General features: G+C 69.9%; 13 protein-coding genes. 3 read left to right on the forward strand and 10 right to left on the reverse strand.

Annotated elements, in window-relative coordinates:
* Nucleotides 1–237: 237 nt before the first annotated feature.
* The 4 genes from LGR54_RS02100 to LGR54_RS02115 form a co-directional block, all read right to left on the reverse strand.
* Nucleotides 238–2400 (reverse strand): malate synthase G, encoded by a 2163-nt coding sequence (locus LGR54_RS02100; protein ID WP_230360317.1) that lies wholly within the window; start codon nucleotides 2398–2400, stop codon nucleotides 238–240.
* 208 nt (nucleotides 2401–2608) lie between these two features.
* Nucleotides 2609–4561 carry a MacB family efflux pump subunit gene (locus tag LGR54_RS02105; protein ID WP_230360318.1) on the reverse strand — a complete coding sequence of 651 codons (1953 nt, stop codon included), beginning with the start codon at nucleotides 4559–4561 and terminating at the stop codon, nucleotides 2609–2611.
* 2 nt (nucleotides 4562–4563) lie between these two features.
* Nucleotides 4564–5784: an efflux RND transporter periplasmic adaptor subunit gene (locus LGR54_RS02110; RefSeq protein ID WP_370638110.1), complete on the reverse strand. Its 1221-nt coding sequence runs from the start codon at nucleotides 5782–5784 to the stop codon at nucleotides 4564–4566.
* A gap of 61 nt (nucleotides 5785–5845) precedes the next feature.
* Entirely contained in the window at nucleotides 5846–7360 is a 1515-nt protein-coding gene (locus tag LGR54_RS02115) for an efflux transporter outer membrane subunit (protein WP_230360319.1), read from the reverse strand.
* Between the two features lie 241 nt (nucleotides 7361–7601).
* Here LGR54_RS02115 and LGR54_RS02120 point away from each other — a divergent pair, with 241 nt between their 5' ends.
* On the forward strand, nucleotides 7602–8243 hold the full coding sequence (locus LGR54_RS02120; protein ID WP_230360320.1) for a TetR/AcrR family transcriptional regulator: 642 nt from the start codon (nucleotides 7602–7604) through the stop codon (nucleotides 8241–8243).
* Nucleotides 8244–8279: 36 nt separating this feature from the next.
* Here LGR54_RS02120 and LGR54_RS02125 read toward each other — a convergent pair whose 3' ends face one another.
* Nucleotides 8280–9017, reverse strand: a complete 738-nt coding sequence (locus tag LGR54_RS02125; RefSeq protein ID WP_230360321.1) for a GntR family transcriptional regulator — start codon at nucleotides 9015–9017, stop codon at nucleotides 8280–8282.
* 226 nt (nucleotides 9018–9243) lie between these two features.
* Between LGR54_RS02125 and LGR54_RS02130 the strand changes: the two genes are divergently transcribed.
* Together LGR54_RS02130 and LGR54_RS02135 are read left to right on the forward strand one after the other, a co-directional pair.
* On the forward strand, nucleotides 9244–10494 hold the full coding sequence (locus LGR54_RS02130; protein ID WP_230360322.1) for a D-amino acid dehydrogenase: 1251 nt from the start codon (nucleotides 9244–9246) through the stop codon (nucleotides 10492–10494).
* Nucleotides 10495–10522: 28 nt separating this feature from the next.
* Entirely contained in the window at nucleotides 10523–11347 is an 825-nt protein-coding gene (locus LGR54_RS02135; protein ID WP_230360323.1) for an Asp/Glu racemase, read from the forward strand.
* Nucleotides 11348–11471: 124 nt separating this feature from the next.
* Here the strand turns inward: LGR54_RS02135 and LGR54_RS02140 are convergent, their stop codons facing one another.
* From LGR54_RS02140 to LGR54_RS02160, 5 genes are all read right to left on the reverse strand, one after another.
* Nucleotides 11472–13112, reverse strand: coding sequence for an arylsulfatase (locus tag LGR54_RS02140; protein ID WP_230360324.1), 1641 nt, complete (start codon nucleotides 13110–13112; stop codon nucleotides 11472–11474).
* A gap of 76 nt (nucleotides 13113–13188) precedes the next feature.
* Nucleotides 13189–14460: a hypothetical protein gene (locus tag LGR54_RS02145; protein WP_230360325.1), complete on the reverse strand. Its 1272-nt coding sequence runs from the start codon at nucleotides 14458–14460 to the stop codon at nucleotides 13189–13191.
* Nucleotides 14457–15110, reverse strand: a complete 654-nt coding sequence (locus LGR54_RS02150) for a tetratricopeptide repeat protein (protein ID WP_230360326.1) — start codon at nucleotides 15108–15110, stop codon at nucleotides 14457–14459. Before LGR54_RS02150 ends, LGR54_RS02145 begins: the two co-directional genes overlap by 4 nt.
* Nucleotides 15107–16015 (reverse strand): VWA domain-containing protein, encoded by a 909-nt coding sequence (locus LGR54_RS02155; RefSeq protein ID WP_230360327.1) that lies wholly within the window; start codon nucleotides 16013–16015, stop codon nucleotides 15107–15109. Before LGR54_RS02155 ends, LGR54_RS02150 begins: the two co-directional genes overlap by 4 nt.
* Entirely contained in the window at nucleotides 16012–17016 is a 1005-nt protein-coding gene (locus LGR54_RS02160; protein ID WP_230360328.1) for a VWA domain-containing protein, read from the reverse strand. Before LGR54_RS02160 ends, LGR54_RS02155 begins: the two co-directional genes overlap by 4 nt.
* Between the last annotated feature and the right edge of the window lies 1 nt (nucleotide 17017).

The following is a 17017-nucleotide window of genomic DNA, read 5'->3' on the forward strand; positions in this document are numbered from 1 at the left end:
CGACCGCCGGTCCAGACGCTGGGGCCGGATGGCGGCCCGGGCGGAGTGCCACGGGCAGTGCCCCGAATTCAGCGGGTCGCTTCGAGGCGGTCATAATCGGCGCGACCCTTGCACTATCGGTCGCGCCGCTCCGGCTGTCCATTGGGAAATCAGTGCCGCCACCGCTCTCTGGCGGTGGGGAAGCCACCCGCCGGGGGCGGGTGGCGTCGTCAGGCTCCGGTCATCAGGCAGCGATCATCAGGCAGCCTTGGCCTCGCGGCGGCGGCGGTGGAGGATGAACTCGGTATAGCCGTTGGGCTGGGTGCGGCCTTCGAGGACCAGCTCGCGCGCGGCCTTGAAGGCGAAGCCGTCATAGGACGGCGCCATCGGCACATAGGCCGGGTCGCCTTCGTTCTGCGCGTCCACCACCTTGGCCATGCGCTTGAGCGTCTCTTCCACCTGCTCGGGGGTGCAGACGCCGTGCAGCAGCCAGTTGGCGACGTGCTGCGAGGAGATGCGCAGGGTGGCGCGGTCTTCCATCAGCCCGACATCGTGGATATCCGGCACCTTGGAGCAGCCCACCCCCTGGTCGACCCAGCGCACGACATAGCCGAGGATGCCCTGGATGTTGTTGTCCAGCTCCTCCTGCACCGCCGCCGGCTCCCAATTGCCGCGATCGACCACCGGGATCGTCAGGATGTCGCGCCGCGCCGCCGGCTTGCGGTGGCGCAGCTCGGCCTGCCGGGCGAAGACGTCGACCTTGTGGTAGTGCAAGGCGTGCAGCGTCGCCGCCGTCGGGGAGGGCACCCAGGCGGTGTTGGCGCCGGCGAGCGGATGGGCGATCTTCTGCACCAGCATGTCGGCCATGCGGTCCGGCATCGCCCACATGCCCTTGCCGATCTGGCCCTTGCCGTCGAGATGCGCCTTCAGGCCCACATCGACATTGTTGTCCTCATAGGCCTTGATCCAGACCTGCGACTTCATCTCGTTCTTGCGGACCATCGGGCCGGCCTCGATCGAGGTGTGGATCTCGTCGCCGGTGCGGTCGAGGAAGCCGGTATTGATGAACACCACCCGCTCGCGCGCCTCGTGGATGGCGGCGGCGAGATTGGCGCTGGTGCGGCGCTCCTCGTCCATGATGCCGATCTTCAGCGTGGTCGGCGTCATGCCGAGCAGCGCCTCGACGCGGGCGAACAGCTCGACGGCGAAGGCGACCTCCTCCGGCCCGTGCATCTTCGGTTTGACGATGTAGACCGAGCCGGTGCGGCTGTTGCGCAGCGCGCCCGAGCCCTTGAGGTCGTGCAGGGCGATTAGCGAGGTGACGGCGGCGTCGAGGATCGTCTCGGGAATTTCCGCGCCATCGGTGCCGCGCACGGCGTCGGTCATCATGTGATGGCCGACATTGCGCACCAGCATCAGGCTGCGGCCGTGCAGCACCTTCTCGTTGCCGTCCGGCGCGGTGTAGATGCGGTCGGTGGCGAGGTGGCGCTCCACCGTCGAGCCGCCCTTGTCGAAATGGGCGCTGAGCGTGCCCTTCATCAGGCCGAGCCAGTTGCGGTAGACGAGGATCTTGTCGGCGGCGTCCACCGCCGCGACGCTGTCCTCGCAGTCGATGATGGTGGTGACGGCGGCCTCGACGATCACGTCGGCGATGCCGGCGGCATCGGTCGCGCCGATGCGGCTCGTACGGTCGATCTTCAGTTCGACATGCAGGCCGTGATTGGCGAGCAGCACCGCGGTCGGCGCGGCGCCGGTGCCGGTGAAGCCGGCGAACTGGGCGGCGTTGGCGAGGCCGGCGACGTCACCGGAGGCCAGCGTCACCTTGAGCGCGCCGGTCTCGACGACATAGCCGGTGGCGTCGCGGTGCGAGCCCTCGGTCAGCGGGAAGGCCTCGTCGAGGAAGTCGCGCACCTTGGCGACCACCAGCGCGGCGCGCACCGGGTTGAAGCCGCCCGAGCGGCCGGCAGTGCCCTCTTCCGGCAGCGCGTCGGTGCCGTAGAGCGCGTCGTACAGGCTGTTCCAGCGCGCATTGGCGGCGTTCAGCGCGTAGCGGGCATTGGTGATCGGCACCACCAGCTGCGGGCCCGGAATGCGCGCGAGCTCGTCGTCGACATTGTCGGTCGTCACCGTCACCGCGTCGGGCTCGGGGAGCAGGTAGCCGATGTCGCTGAGGAAGGTCTCGTATTCCGCCGGGTCGATGGTCCGGCCCTTATGGCTGCGGTGCCAGTCGTCGAGCACCGTCTGCAGCGCGTCGCGCTTGGCGAGCAGCGTGCCGTTGCGCGGCGAGAACTCGCCGACGATCTCGGCGAAGCCCTTCCAGAAGGCGGCGGGGTCGATCCCGGTGCCGGGAATGGCCTCGTCGTTCACGAAGGCATAGAGGGCGGCATCGATGCGCAGGCCGGCGATGTCAACGGTGCTCATGATTTGGCGTACTCCGAGCATTTGGCCGGCGCCCACGCCGGCAGAGGCTGTCCATTTTTTGCTATGCAGCGATAAAGGAGTGCAATGCAATATCGCATATAGTCGGGTATGGACCGGCCGCCAGGTCGCCGGGACGGGCTGCGTTTTCCGCTAAAGTCCTGGAATCGCGGGAAGTTCCATTCTTCCTCTGCGTAAGCGACTCGCCAGGTCAGTCGCGCGCCAGCGCCGCCACCGGATCGAGCCGCGAGGCATTCCGTGCCGGTAGGAAGCCGAAGGCGATGCCGATGAAGCTAGAGCACAGCACCGCCGCGACGATGGAGGCGGTCGAGTAGATGAAACTGAAGCCGGAGCCGAATGCGCCGGCGAGCGCGCCCAGCCCGAGCGCCGCGCCGATGCCGAGCACGCCGCCGATGAGGCACACCAGCACCGCCTCGATGAGGAACTGCTGCAGGATGTCGGCGCGCCGCGCCCCCACCGCCATGCGCACGCCGATCTCGCCGACCCGCTCGGACACCGACACCAGCATGATGTTCATCACCCCGATGCCGCCGACCACCAGCGAGATCACCGCGATGGCGGCGATCAGCAAGGCGAGCGTCTGGGTGGTGGCGGTGATGGTCTTGCGGATGTCGTCGGTGTTGAGGATGAAGAAGTCCTTGGTGCCGTGGCGCTGGGTGAGCAGCCGGGTGACCGCCTGCTCGGCGAGGTCGGTCGGCACGTCGTCGGCCACCCGCACGGTGATCGAGCGCAGCGAGCTGGAGCCGATCACCCGCGCCTGCACGGTGGTGTAGGGCAGGTAGAGCGACAGGTTCTGGCTGGAGCCGAAGCCGCCCTGCTGCGGGGCGGTGACGCCGATCACCCGCGCCGGCACCTTGCCGATGAACACCACCTCGCCGATCGGGCTGCCGGCGAGGTCGCCGAACAGCGTCTTGCGGGTGTTCTCGTCGATGACGACGTCCTGGGCGAGGGTGTGCACGCTGGTGGCGTCGAACAGCCGCCCCTCGGCGAGGCGGGTGCCCTTGGCGGCGAAATATTGCGCGCCGACGCCGTTCACCAGCGCATTGGCTTCCTTGGAGCCGTAGCGCACCGTGGAGGAGGTCGACACGGTGGGCGTCACCGCCGCCACATAGGGCTGGCCGGCCAGAGCGTTGGCATCGGCCACCACCAGCGTCGTCACCCGGCCGGAGCGGGTGTCGCCGAAATCCTTGCCGGCGAAGATCTCCAGCGTGTTGGTGCCGAGGCTGGAGATGTTGGCGAGCACGCGCTGCTGCGAGCCCTGGCCGAGCGCCACCACGCTCACCACCGAGGCGATGCCGATGATGATGCCGAGCATGGTGAGGAAGGTGCGCAGCCCATGCGCCCGCATCGCCAGCAGCGCCATGAAGAAGGCTTCGCGGAAGCGGTCGGCGAAGGCCCCGAGCCTGCCGCGCACCGGCGATGCCGACGTCTCGGCGGCCGGTGCCTCCGGCTGCGGCGTCAGGCGGCGGTCCGAGAGGATCTCGCCGTCGCTGATCTCGATGATGCGGTTGGTGCGGTTCGCCACCTGCATGTCGTGGGTGACGATGACGATGGTGCGGCCCTCGGCGTTGAGCTCGGCGAGGATGCGCAGCACCTCCTCGCCGCTGTGCTTGTCGAGCGCGCCGGTCGGCTCGTCGGCGAGGATCACGTTGGCGTTGTTCATCAGCGCGCGGGCGATGGAGACGCGCTGCTGCTGGCCGCCGGAGAGCTGGCCGGGCCGGTGGCCGGTGCGATCGCCCATGCCGAGACGGCCGAGCAGCGCGGCGGCGCGGGTACGGCGTGCCCCGGGCGTCTGGCCGGCATAGATGGCGGGAATCTCGACATTGCCGAGCGCGGTCAATTCGGCCAGCAGGTGGTAGCGCTGGAAGATGAAGCCGAAATGCTCGCGCCGCAGCGCCGCCAGCTCGTCGGCGTCGAGCGCGGCGACATCGCGGCCGGCGACGCGGTAGGTGCCGGACGTCGCGCGGTCGAGGCAGCCGAGAATGTTCATCAGCGTCGACTTGCCGGAGCCGGAGGCGCCGACGATCGCCACCATCTCGCCCGCCTCGATGGTGAGGTCGACGCCCTTCAGTACCGTGATGCTGCGCTCGCCGGAGGGGAACTCGCGGCGGAGGTCGCGGATCTCGATGAGCGGCTGGCCCATCCTCACAGCCCCATCGGCGGGCCGGGCGGACGCGAGGACGCGGTCGCGGTCTGGCCGGTCGCCTGGTCGATGACCACGCGTTCGCCCTCTTCGAGGCCGGACAGCACCTGGGCGGTGATCTTGTTGTTAAGGCCGATCTCGACCGGGCGCGTCGACACGCTGCCATTGGCGTTGGCGATCCGCACCTGGTAACGGCCCTCGCCGTCGCGCGCGCCCAGCGCCGCGGCGGGAATGGTGAGGGTGCTCTTGGCGCTGCCGAGCACGATGCGCACCTCGGCGGTCATGTAGGTGCGCAGGCGCCCCTCCGGGTTCGGCACGTCGAACACGCCATTGTAGTAGATCGCCTCCGACGAGGAGGACGAGGAGCTGCTGCTCGAACTGGTGGTGGTCGAGGTGGAGAAGCTGGAATCGCTGCGGATCGATTCCGGCGCCGGCTCGATGAAGCCGAGCGTGGCGTCGTAGCGCCGGTCCGGTTCGCCCAGCACGGTGAAGTAGAGCGGCTGGCCCGGCTTCACCCGCACGATGTCGGCCTCGGAGATCTCGGTGCGCACCGTCATGGTGTCGAGATTGCCGAGGATGACGATGGTGGGCGCCGATTGCACGGCGTTCACCGTCTGGCCCTGCTGGCTGACGATGGACAGCACGGTGCCGTCGGTCGGCGCGGTGATGCGGGTATAGCCGAGATTGGCGCGGGCGGTGTCGACCGCCACCTGCGCCTCGATGATCTGTGCCGACAGCGCGTCGATCTGCGCGAGGGTGATGTCGACATTGGCTTCGGCCGTGTCGAAATCGGCGCGCGACACTGCGTTCTGGTCGACCATGCGCTTCTGGCGGGCCAGCGTCGTTTCGTTCAGCCGCAGCGTCGCCTGCTTCTCGGCTCGCTGGGCGGTGACATTGGCGAGCGAGGCCTCGGCGGTGCGCAGGTCATTTTGTTGCGTCACCGAATCGATCTCGGCGAGCAGGTCGCCGGCATGCACGGTGTCGCCCAGCTTGACGTTCACCGCGGTGATGCGGCCGGAGGCCTGGGCGCCGACGGCCACCAGCTTCACCGGCTTCAGCGTACCGGTGGCGAGCACGGTCTCCTCGATGTCGCCGCGCGTCACCGGCGCGGTGATCAGCGTCGGCGTCGCGGCGTCGGTGCGGCGCTGCCAGACATAGCCGCCGCCGGCGGCGAGCACGGCCAGCAGCAGGCCGGCGCCGAGAACGCGGGTGCCCTTGCTCACCGGCCATACTCCAGGGGCTCCGCCGGACGCGGGCGGCCGGGCCGGCTCATGACATGGCAGCTCATGGGGCGTTGGGCGACGGCTGGCGCGGCGAGGGGGCGGTGGCGAAGTGCGGGCCGGTATTGCGGTCCACTACCTCCGGCTTCGAGCTGTTGACCGTGCCGTCCCAGCCGCCGCCCAGCGCCTTGTTGAGGGCGATGTAGTCGGTGGCGATGGCGGCGCGGCTCTCGATCAGCGAATCCTCCGCCGAATACAGCGAGCGTTCGGAATCCAGCACGTCGAGGAAGCTCGATGAGCCCGACTGGTACAGCGCCCGCGACAGCCGCGTCGCCTCGCGATAATGCTGCACCGAGGTCGAGAGCGTGCCCTGGCGGATCCGCTCCTGGCCCAGCGAGACGATGGCGTTCTCCACATCCTCCAGCGCGGTCAGCACCGAGGCGCGGTAGGCGATGAAGGACTGGTCGCGTTGCGCCTCGGTCACGTCGACCGCGGCGCGCAGCTGGCCGCCATTGAAGATAGGCACCGTCAGCGACGGGCCGATCGACCAGCTGATCGACGAGCTCTTGGCGAGGTCGCCGAGCTTGGTGCCGGTGGAGCTGACCGAGCCGGTGAGGCTGATGCTCGGATAGAGCGCCGCTTCCGCCTCGCCGATCAGCGCGGTAGACTGGGCGTATTGCCGTTCGGCGACGCGTACGTCCGGCCGTGCCAGCAGGATGTCGGCGGGGATGCCGGTGGGCATCGGCAGGCGCGGGGTTGGGATCGGCCGGCCCGCCTTCATCCGTGTCGTCAACGCGGAGGGCGGCTGGCCGGTGAGCACGGAAAGCCGGTGCACGGCCTCGGCAAAGGCCGCCTCGTAGGTCGGGATGTTGGCCTCGGTGCTCGCCGCCTGGCCGGAGGCGTTGGCGACGTCGACTCCGGAGGCCGACCCGGCATTGTACTGCGTGCGGGTGAGCGCGGCCGTCTCGCGCTGCGAGGCGGCGGTGCGGCGGGCGAGATCGGCGCGGGCCTGCGCCGAGCGCGCCTGGACGTAATAATTGGCGACGTCGCCGACCAGGGTCAGCAGCGTGGCGCGCAGGTCTTCCTCGGCGGCGTCGAGCCCGTAGCGGGCCGCCTCGACGGCGCGCCGGTTGGCGCCGAACAGGTCGACCTCCCAGCTGGCGTCGAGGCCGGCCTGGTACTGGGTGAACGGGCCGGCGACGGTGACGTCGCCGCCGCTGGACACGTTGGAGCCGTTGTCGCTACGAGTAAGCGAGGCCGAGCCGTCGACCCCCGGCAGCAGCGTGCCGACCGCCTGGCGGTAGGAGGCACGGGCCTCGCGGATCTTCGCCTTGGCGGTGGCGACGTCGAGATTGCCGGCGACCGCCTCGTCGATGAGGCCGTCGAGCACCGGGTCGCGCAGCCGCTTCCACCACTGCGCCAGTTCGGGCGGACGCGGCGTGGCCTTTGGTTTCTTGGAGCCCCAATGCGCGGGCATGTCGAGCTGCGGCGTCTTGTAGTCGGGGCCGACGGCGCAGCCGGCCAGCAGGAGGGAGACGAACAGCAATGTGGCCGGACGGCCGAAAGCGAGCGGCGGCACGATGGATCAGCTCCGCGTTGTCATCGCACCGGCCCGAGGCGCCAGAGCGAATGCGGACAGGCTGATCATGCGGCAGGAAAAGGGAAGCGACACCCAGTCGATCCTTATTTACAAAACTTTAGCGTTTCTATAATTGATCGATTTGCTACATGTCAATTCACGCAACGGCGATTCCGGCCCACCGGTGCTGCGACGCAACAGGTCGATGACGATGTTGGAGACGATATCGAAGAGCGGATCGATGGAAGCGGATGCGAGCCTGCCGAAACGCGGACGCGGGCGGCCCAAGGCGCGTTCCGACGCCGAGCAGGCGGCGGAGATCGTGACGCAGGCGCGCGCCCTGTTCGTGGCCGGCGGCTATGGCCGCACCACCATGGACGAGATCGCCGCCGAGTGCCGGATTTCCAAGCGTACGCTCTACCGGTTGTTCCCCGCCAAGATCGATCTGTTCGCGGCGATCATCGAGCAGCACCGCTTCGCGATGCTGGCGCTGCCCGGCGATTACGACCATCTGTCGCTCGTCGACGCCATCGCCGCCATCTTCCGGGTCGACATCGACGACGCGGAGCATCAGGAGCGCATGGCCATGGTCAGCATGGTGCTGGCGGAGCTGCGGCACTTTCCCGAGCTCGGCAATGTCGTGCGCGTCCACGGTGCCGATCCCTCGCGGGCCGAGCTCACCGCCTGGCTGGCGCGTGAGGCGGCGCGCGGCCGCATCCGCATCGGCAGCCCGGAATATACCGCGCGCATGCTGATGGACCTGATCTTCGGCGCGGTGCCGCTGAAGCTGCCGGAACTGCCGGACTGGCCGGAGGAGGCGGACCGCCGCACCTATCTGCGCGAGGCGATCCGGCTGATGGTCGAGGGCATGGTGCCGCGCTGACGCCATCGTGCCGAGGGCGGCGGGCCGGTCGGCCCGTCAGGCGGCGCTGCCGAAGAAGATGCGGGCGAGGCCGCGCGTCGCCACTTCCATCGCATGCGCCGAGCTCAGGGTGATGTGCTGCTCGATCAGCGCCGCGCCGGCCGCCGCGTCGCGCCGGCGCAGCGCGTCGATGATGGCGGCGTGTTCCTGATAGGTCTTGGCGCGCTGCGGCAGCGCCTCCAGCGCGATGCGGCGGAAGAAGCGCAGCCGCGAGGCCACCGATTCCAGTGCCAGCGCCAGCTGCTCGTTCTGCGACAATCGCGTCAGCGCCATGTGGAAGGCTTCGTCCGCCAGCGCGATCTTCGCCCACGAGCCTTCCTCGGCGAGGCTGTTATGGCGCTCCCAGGCGGCGATGGTCGCTTCCATGTCGCGCTCGGAGGCGCGCTGGCAGGCCAGCACGAAGGCGGCGCGCTCGACGGCGGCGCGCAGCTCGTAGAGGTCGCGCAGGGCGTCCGGCGTGATCTCGCGGGCATGGAAGCCCTTATTGGGCACCGTCAGCACGAAGCCGTCGCGCTCCAGCCGGTTCAGCGCCGCCCGCACCGGGGTGCGGCTGACTGACAGCTGGGCGGCCAGCTCGGCCTCGTTGATCTTCTGCCCCGGGCGAAACCGGTACTCGATCGCCAGTTCCTTGATGATCGCATAGACGCGCTCGACGCTGTCGGCGGCCCGTCCCCGGCGCTCGGCTGCGGCGTCGCCGGGCGCGTGGCCGGCCTGCTCGGTCTTGCTGCGTGCCATGCGGGTCGCGCCCTCCTGTCCTGCTTATAGGGATTTCGGCCCGGATCGGAAACGGGTCGCGGCGCGGCGGATCCGCTGCGCGATGCCCAGCGATTGGGCGCCGCGTGCCCAACATTTGGAATTGTGCATTCATAACTGAATTCTAAAGTGTATTCACTTATGAATTTGACCATCCGCAGGGTGGCCGGGCGTCGTCCCGCGCGCCGTGCCGGCCATCGGGGACGCTATGAGGATCATCGTGCTGGGCGGCGGGGTTGTCGGCGTCACCACGGCCTATCAGCTGCAGCGGGACGGCCACGACGTCGTGCTGATCGAGCGCAACGCCGAGGTCGCCGACGAGACCAGCTGGGGCAATGCCGGCATGGTCGCGCCCGGCCATTCCTTCGTCTGGTCGTCGCCGAAGGCGCCGATGACGCTGCTGAAATCGCTGGTGCTGAAGGACCAGGCGCTGCGTTTCCGGCTGTCCGCCGATCCGCGGCTCTATGCCTGGTCATGGCAGTTCCTCATGGAATGCACCGCCGCCAAGGCGCGGCGCAACACCCTGCTCAAGCACCGGCTGGCCGCCTATTCGCAGCAGGTGCTGCACGAGGTGATCGGCGGCGAGGAACTCGCCTACGACCGCAACGACCGCGGCATCCTGTATTTCCACCGCAGCCAGCAGGCGCTGGAGGCCGGCATCGCCAATATGCGGCTGTTGGAATCCGACGGGCAGCAGATCCGGGTGCTGAACCGCGAGCAGGTGGTCGGTCTCGACCCGGCACTTGGCCATGTCGGCGACAGGATCGCCGGGGCCATCTGGTGCCCGACCGACGAGACCGGCGATCCCGCCAAGTTCACCCGTGCGCTCGCCGCGCTGGTGGCCCGGCGCGGCGGCGAGATCCGCACCGGCACCACCATCACCGGCTTCGAGACGGCCGGCGACCGGCTGGCCGGCGTCGCCACCGACCGCGGCACGGTGACGGGCGACGCCTATGTGCTGGCGACCGGCACCGCCAGCGCCGCCCTCGGCCGCCGTCTCGGCCTGTCGCTGCCCATCTACCCGATCAAGGGCTATTCGCTGACCATTCCAATCGGCAACCGGCCGAAGCCGCCGGCGCTGGCGGCGGTCGACGAGCACAACCTCGTCGCCATCTCCCGTTTTGGCGACCGCCTCCGCGTCACCGCCACCGCCGAGTTCGCCGGATACGACAAGAGCCACAGGCCGTCCGACTTCGCCTTCATGAAGCGGGTGACGCAGGAGCTCTACCCCGAGGGAGCCGATTACGACCGCGCCGAAATGTGGGCCGGACTGCGGCCGATGACCCCGACCAACCTGCCGTTCTTCGGCCGCCGGCACCTGCGCAACCTCTACCTGAACACCGGGCATGGCCATATCGGCTGGACCATGTCGCACGGCTCGGCGCGCATCACCGCCGATCTCATCGCCGGCCGTACCCCGGCCATCCCGCTCGACGGGCTGGTCGCCGGATCAGCCTGACATCGGACCTCTCGCCCCGGATGCCCCCATGGTGAATCCCATGCCGCTGTCCCCCGCCATTTCCCCGACCCCGCCGGCCACCGCCCCGGCGGATCTGGGAATCCTGCCTTCCGACCTCGCGCCGCGTCTCGGCGAGCGGGCGAATATCGGGCTGGTGGTGCTGGCGACCGACCAGACCATCGAATACGAGTTCCGCCACCTGCTTGCTGCTCCGGGGGTGGGGCTCTACCAGGCGCGCGTCGCCAGCGACGTCGACATCACTCCGGAAACCCTGCGCGCCATCGGCCCCCGCATCGCCCCCACCACCGACCTCATCCTGCCGGGGCTGTCGCTCGACGTGGTCGCCTTCGGCTGCACCTCGGCGACCATGGTGATGGGCGAGGAGCAGGTGTTCGGAGAAATTCGCAAGGCACGCCAAGGTGTTGCCTGCACCACCCCGGTCACTGCCGCATTGGCGGCGTTCAGGGCGCTCGGCGCCGCGCGTATCGCCATGCTCACGCCCTACACGCCAGGGATCACCGCCGGAATGGCCGACTACTTCGCCGGGCGCGGCGTCGATGTGGCGGCCTATGCTACCTTCAACCGGCAGGACGACCGCGAGGCGGCGCGCATTTCCGTCGCCTCCATCGAGGCGGCGGCGGAGCGGCTGGCGGAGCGGACGCCGGGCGTCGAGGCGATCTTCGTCTCCTGCACCAGCCTGCGCGTCGCCGAGGCGGTGGCGCGCATCGAGGCGCGCACCGGCCTGCCGGTGACCTCGTCCAACCACGCCATGGCCTGGCATGCGCTGCGGCTCGCCGGCATCGACGATGCCGTGCCGGGCGCCGGCCGCCTGTTCACCTGCGGCCTCGCCTGAAGCAGGTCGTTCACAGTCGAAGGATTGCCGCGAGCCGGGTCCGCGTAGGAGCCCGGCGGCGGTGCGATCCGGCGCGGCACGGGAGCCGATCCCCCGTGCCGCCTCGTTGCGGTCCAGCCGCCGCCTAGCGCGGCGCCAGCTGCTCCAGCTCCTGCAGCCGCTTCATCGCCGCCTGCTGGCGCAGCAGCCCGTAATTGATGCCGCTGGCGTTCAGCGTGCTGCCTTCCTGGTAGGGGAAGTCATTGAAGTCGGCGAAGAACGCCTTGATCTTCCCCTGGATCGGTACCAGCAGCCACATGTTGCGGGCGAGGAACTCGATGGCTCCGCCGCCTTCCTTCATGCCGCGCTCATAGGGGTCCATCCGGAGATTGGCGATCACCGCCCAGCTGGGCGTTTCGCGCAGCGCGGTGGCGATGTTGCCCTCGCTGGCGACGGCGAAGCTCAGCTTCCAGTCGTTCCAGCGTATGGCGTTCAGGTTGCCGCCCTGGTCGAAATAGTACATCGCGTCGCGCGGCGGCGTCTTGGCGGTGCCCTTCAAGAGCTCCGTCAGGTCGTAGCCGTCGAGATGCACCTTGAAGGTCTTGGATCCCGCCTGGAAGCCGGTCTTCATCTTCTCCTTCAGGTCCGGCAGCCCCGCCGCGGCGGCGAAGGTGGGCATCCAGTCCATCAGCGTGACGATGTCGGTGATCTGCGAGCCCGGCTTCACCACGCCCGGCCAGCGCACCATCATCGGGATGCGCATGCCGCCTTCCCAGGTGGTGCCCTTCTCGCCGTGGAACGGGGTCATCGCGCCGTCCGGCCACAGCGCGAGCTCGGCGCCGTTGTCGGTGGTGTAGAGCACGATGGTGTCGTCGGCGATGCCGAGATCGTCGAGCTGCTTCAGCAGCTGGCCGACATGCCCGTCATGCTCGACCATGCCGTCGGCATGGATGCCCTTGCCGGTCTTGCCGTTGCTGTCCGGCTTCAGGTGGGTGAAGATGTGCATGCGGGTCGAGTTGAACCAGACGAAGAACGGCTTGTCCGCCTTGTGCTGGCGGTCGATGAAGTCCTTGGCCGCGCCGAGGAACTCCTCGTCGACCGTCTCCATGCGCTTGGTGTTGAGCGGGCCGGTGTCCTCGATGCGCCCGTCGGCATAGGAGTGGATCACCCCGCGCGGGCCGAACTTCTTCCGGAATTCCGGGTCCTTCGGGTAGAAATAGCCCTCCGGCTCCTCCTCAGCATTGAGGTGGTAGAGGTTGCCGAAGAATTCGTCGAAGCCATGCGCGGTCGGCAGGTGCTGGTCCTGGTCGCCGAGATGGTTCTTGCCGAACTGGCCGGTGGCGTAGCCGCGGGTCTTCATCACGTCGGCGATGGTCGGCATCCAGTCGGTGATGCCGTGCGGGTCGCCGGGCATGCCGATGGTGAGCAGCCCGGTGCGGAACGGCTCCTGCCCGAGAATGAAGGAGGCGCGGCCGGCGGTGCAGCTCTGCTGGCCGTAGGAATCGGTGAAGATCGCGCCTTCCTTGGCGATGCGGTCGATATTGGGCGTGCGGTAGCCCATCAGCCCCATCGTGTAGGCGCTGATCTGGGACTGTCCGATGTCGTCGCCGAAGATGACCAGGATGTTTGGCGGCTTGCCGGAGCCGGCGGCGGGCTGGGTCTGCGCGCCGGCCTGCGAGGCGGAGCCGATCGCCGCAGCGGCCGCGACCAGCGCGGTCGAACCCGCCAGCAGCGAGCGACGGCTCATCGTGCCGTTCGCGGGCGAGCCAGTGCTATCCGTAGACATTGGTTTCTCTCCTTCGTGTTCTACGTGATCTGCGACAATTTCTTGTTCTTGAAGGCACGTGCCTTCCGCCCGGTCCCTAGGGAGCCGGTGCGGCGGGATTGAGCGGCGGCAGCGCCGCCGGCGCGCCGGCCGGCCGATGTCGGCGGCGCAACGCATCGAGACCGGCGAGCAGCCGGCGCGAATCGTCCGGGGTCCATGATTCCGGGCCGGCGGCGAACAGCGCCGCCTGCAGCGTAGCCGCTTCCCGGACTACCACCGCGTGTTGCTGCGGCGGCAGTTGCCTCATCCAGGCGGACAGGCAGCGATACACCTCGCGGGCATCGCTGCCGGCACAGGCGCGCCGCAGCGCGGCGAAGGCGGCGCGCTCGGGATCGGCGTGCCGTGCCCGCAATCGACGTTCCGCCTGCCATGCCAGCAGGGACAGTCCGACCAACACGGCGAGGCCGCCGGCCGGCCAGGCGAGATCGTGTGGCGTCCAGTGTCTCAGGCCGCCGGCCGCCGGCGCGGCGCCGGCTTCCACCGCCACCGCCACCGTCACCGCCGGCGCCGTGGCGTTGTTCAGCCGCCGCGCGCCGAGGTCCCACCAGGGCTGCGTCACAGCCGGCAGGGTGAAGGACCCGCCGCGCTCGAACACATAGGTGACGCGGTCGGTGCGCCGGCCGGTGACGACGCCGCGATTGCTGTGGTCCTGGATGTCCGGCGGATCGGCATAGACCCGCACGCCCTCGGGCGCGGGAAAGGCGAGGTCGCGCATGGCGAGGCCCGGCACGTCCTCGGCGCTGCGGGTGAGGGTGCGCACTACCGCGTCGCCCGCCTTGAAGCGCCCGGTCGGCACCGGGTCCCATTGCTCGCCCAGCGTCAGCCGGTGGGTGGCGACCACCGGCTGCGAGACGTCGACGCCCGGCGGCACCGTCACCTCGAGGCGGACCGCCTGCCCCTGCGCGCTTCCCGTGTCACCGCCCGCGCGGTCGAGCAGGGTCACCGCGGCCGGCGGAACCTCGAACGCGCCGCCGCGCCGCGCATAGAGCGCGAATTCGAAGCGCTGGCCGGCATAGGCCGCGCCGTCGATGGTCTCGCTCATGGTCAAGCCCTGCGTCTCGAAGCGAAAGATCTGCAGGCCGGGCACGTCGGGCACGCTCACGCGTGGCGGATGCGGCATCGCGCCGGGGAACAGCACGTCGACATAGACGGCGACATGCTGGCCGACCACCGCTCCGCTGGCGGGATCGACACTCTGGCGTACCACGATGGCCGGAGTGGCGGGAGACGCGGCCGGCGGGGCGCTCTCCTGCGCGGCGAGCGGCACGCCGAGGCCGACAAGAACGAGCAGCGCCGCGACCCACCTCATGGCTGTGCCCCCTCGGAGGGTGCCGCCCCCGCCGACGCCTGCTGCGCCTGCAGCTGCCAGGCGAAGCGCGCGCGCAAAAAGTCCGCCGGCTCGGTGCGTACCCGCTTCAGCCAGAGGGCGCGCACCGCCTCGTCGTCCATCGGCGCGCCGGCGGTCTGGGTCTCCTGGCCTTCCGGGTTCTTGGCGTCCTTGTCGTAGACGATCTGGTCGGCGCCCTCGCGCTGGTCGCCGGCATCGGCGCCGGGCGCCTTCAGCCTCTCGGCACGCACTCGCGCGATCTCGCGATTGGCCTGCGCCTGCGGCCAGCCCGGCCGCTTTTCCAGCGCGTGGTCGTAGCGCTTCACCGCCTCGTCATATTTGCCGAGCATCACCAGTGCGTTGGCCTGGTTGTAGGCACCCTCGGCGGTGTCGATGCCGGCGAAGGAGACCTCCGCCGCCTTGAAGTCGCCGCCGCGCATCTGCGCCACGCCGCGCCACATCGGGTCGCGGAAGGCGCTCGCGGCATCCGCCCAGCGTTCGTGCTCGAACAGATAGCGCCCGCGCTGGTCGGGGCTCGCCCAGAGCTGCCGCCAGCCGACCACCCAGCTGCCGGCGGCGAGGCCGGCCGCCAGCGCGAGACCGATAAGGGCGAAGCCGCGTCCCGTCCTCATGCCAGCACCCATCCGCGACGGAACCAGAGCAGCGCGAACAAAGCGAGCAGCGGCGTCAGCCAGTATCCCGCCTCCTCCCAGCGCACGCCCTCCCCCGGTGCCGGCGGCGGCGGCCCGGCGGTGGCGAGGATATGCGCGAGATCCCCGACATCCGCGTCATCCAGCGTCAGATCGACGACATGGGCATGCAGCACGGCCGCCGCCGCCGCGATCGACGGGTCGGCCGCGCGCGACGGCGGATTGAGGGCGTACAGCGTCACCGGCGCTCCCACCGTGGCCTCGTCCAGTGCCGGCGCCGCATCGGCGAAGACCAGCACGGAGCCGCCCTGCCCTCCGCGCCGCAGCGCGTCGGCAGCGAGCGTCACCGCGTCGGCGAGCGCATCGCCCTGGCGCGGCATGAGCTCCGGCGCCAGCGCCCCGGCCATGGTGGTCAGCGCTGCGGCGTCCGGCGTCGGCGGCAGCACCAGATGCGCCGAGCCAGCATAGGCGATCAGCCCGGTCGGTGCGCCCTCGCGCAGCTTGAGCAGGTCGGCCATCTTCTGCCGGGCACGGTCGAGGCGGGTCGGGGCGAGGTCGCGCTCCAGCATGGAGGGCGTCACCTTGACGACGAACATCGCCGGCCGCGCCGCCTGCGCGAAGGGCGAGGGCAATTGCCGCCAGGTCGGCCCGGCCACGGCGAGGAGGCCGAGGGCCCACAGCACCAGCAGCAGGTTCTCCGGGCCGAGCCAGCGGCGCCGGTCGCCGCCTATGGTGAGATGGCGCAGCAGCACGGGGTCGATCACCCGGCGCCAGCGCGCCGTGGTGTCGGCCTCGCGCCGCTGCAACCACCACAGGCCGAGCGCCGGCAGCGCCAGCACCAGCCACCACGGGCGCAGGAAATGGAACTGCGCGAGTTCCCCCATCATCGCGCCGCCTCCGAAGGCGACACCGCCCGCCGGCGCGGCCAGCGCAGCAGCCGCAGCGCCTGCGCCAGCATGGAGAGCAGCGTGAGCCCGGCCAGCGGCAGCCAGAACAGCTCGACCTTGGGCTGGAACGAGACGGTGTCGACCTTGCGCGCCTCGATCTGGTCCAGCCGCGTATAGATCTGCGCCAGCTGGTCGCGGTCGAGCGCGCGGTAGAAGCCGCCGCCGGTCGCCTCGGCCACCTGCTTCAACGCGGCTTCGTCGAGCTTCTCCTCGCCCGCCGCCGCCGGGTCGCCCACCGCCACGGTGTGGATGACGATGCCCTTGTCATGCGCCACCCGCGCCGCCTCGGCCGGCGGCACCTGGCTCGCCGTGTCGTTGCCGTCGGTCAGCGCGATGATGGTCTTGGCCGGCACGGTGGAAGCGGCGAACAGGTTGATGCCTAGACCGATGGCGTCGCCGAAGGCGGTGCGCGGCCCGGCCATGCCCACCTGCATCTCGCCCGTCAGCTGCCGGGCGAGGTCGAGATCGGGAGTGAACGGTACCAGAGCGAAGGGCGCGTTGCCGAACACCGCGACGCCGACGCGGTCGCCCTGCCGGCGGGCGAGGAAATCGTCCAGCACCTGCTTCACCGCCACGAGTCGGCTTACCTTGTTGCCGGCCGCGTCGGTGAAGTCCGGCGTGTCCATCGACGCCGACAGGTCGACCAGCAGCAAAAGGTCGCGCGCCGGCTTGTCCTGATGGATCGGCGGCAGCACCCATTGCGGGCGCGCCAGCGCGGCGAGCACCAGCAGCCAGCACAGCACCAGCGCGATGAGCCGCCACAGGCCGCGCCGGCTGATGCTCGCCCCCTCGCGCGGCTCCGCCCCGGTCAGCTGCGCCAGCGCGGCGAAGAACGGCACCCGCACCGCCGGGCGCCGGGTCTCGTGCGCCGGCAGCAGCCAGTAGACCAGCAGCGGCGCCGGCAGCAGCACGGCAATCCAGGGATAGGCGAAGGACAGCATG

It is taken from the genome of Ancylobacter sp. Lp-2 (assembly GCF_020523795.1).
GTDB lineage: Bacteria > Pseudomonadota > Alphaproteobacteria > Rhizobiales > Xanthobacteraceae > Ancylobacter.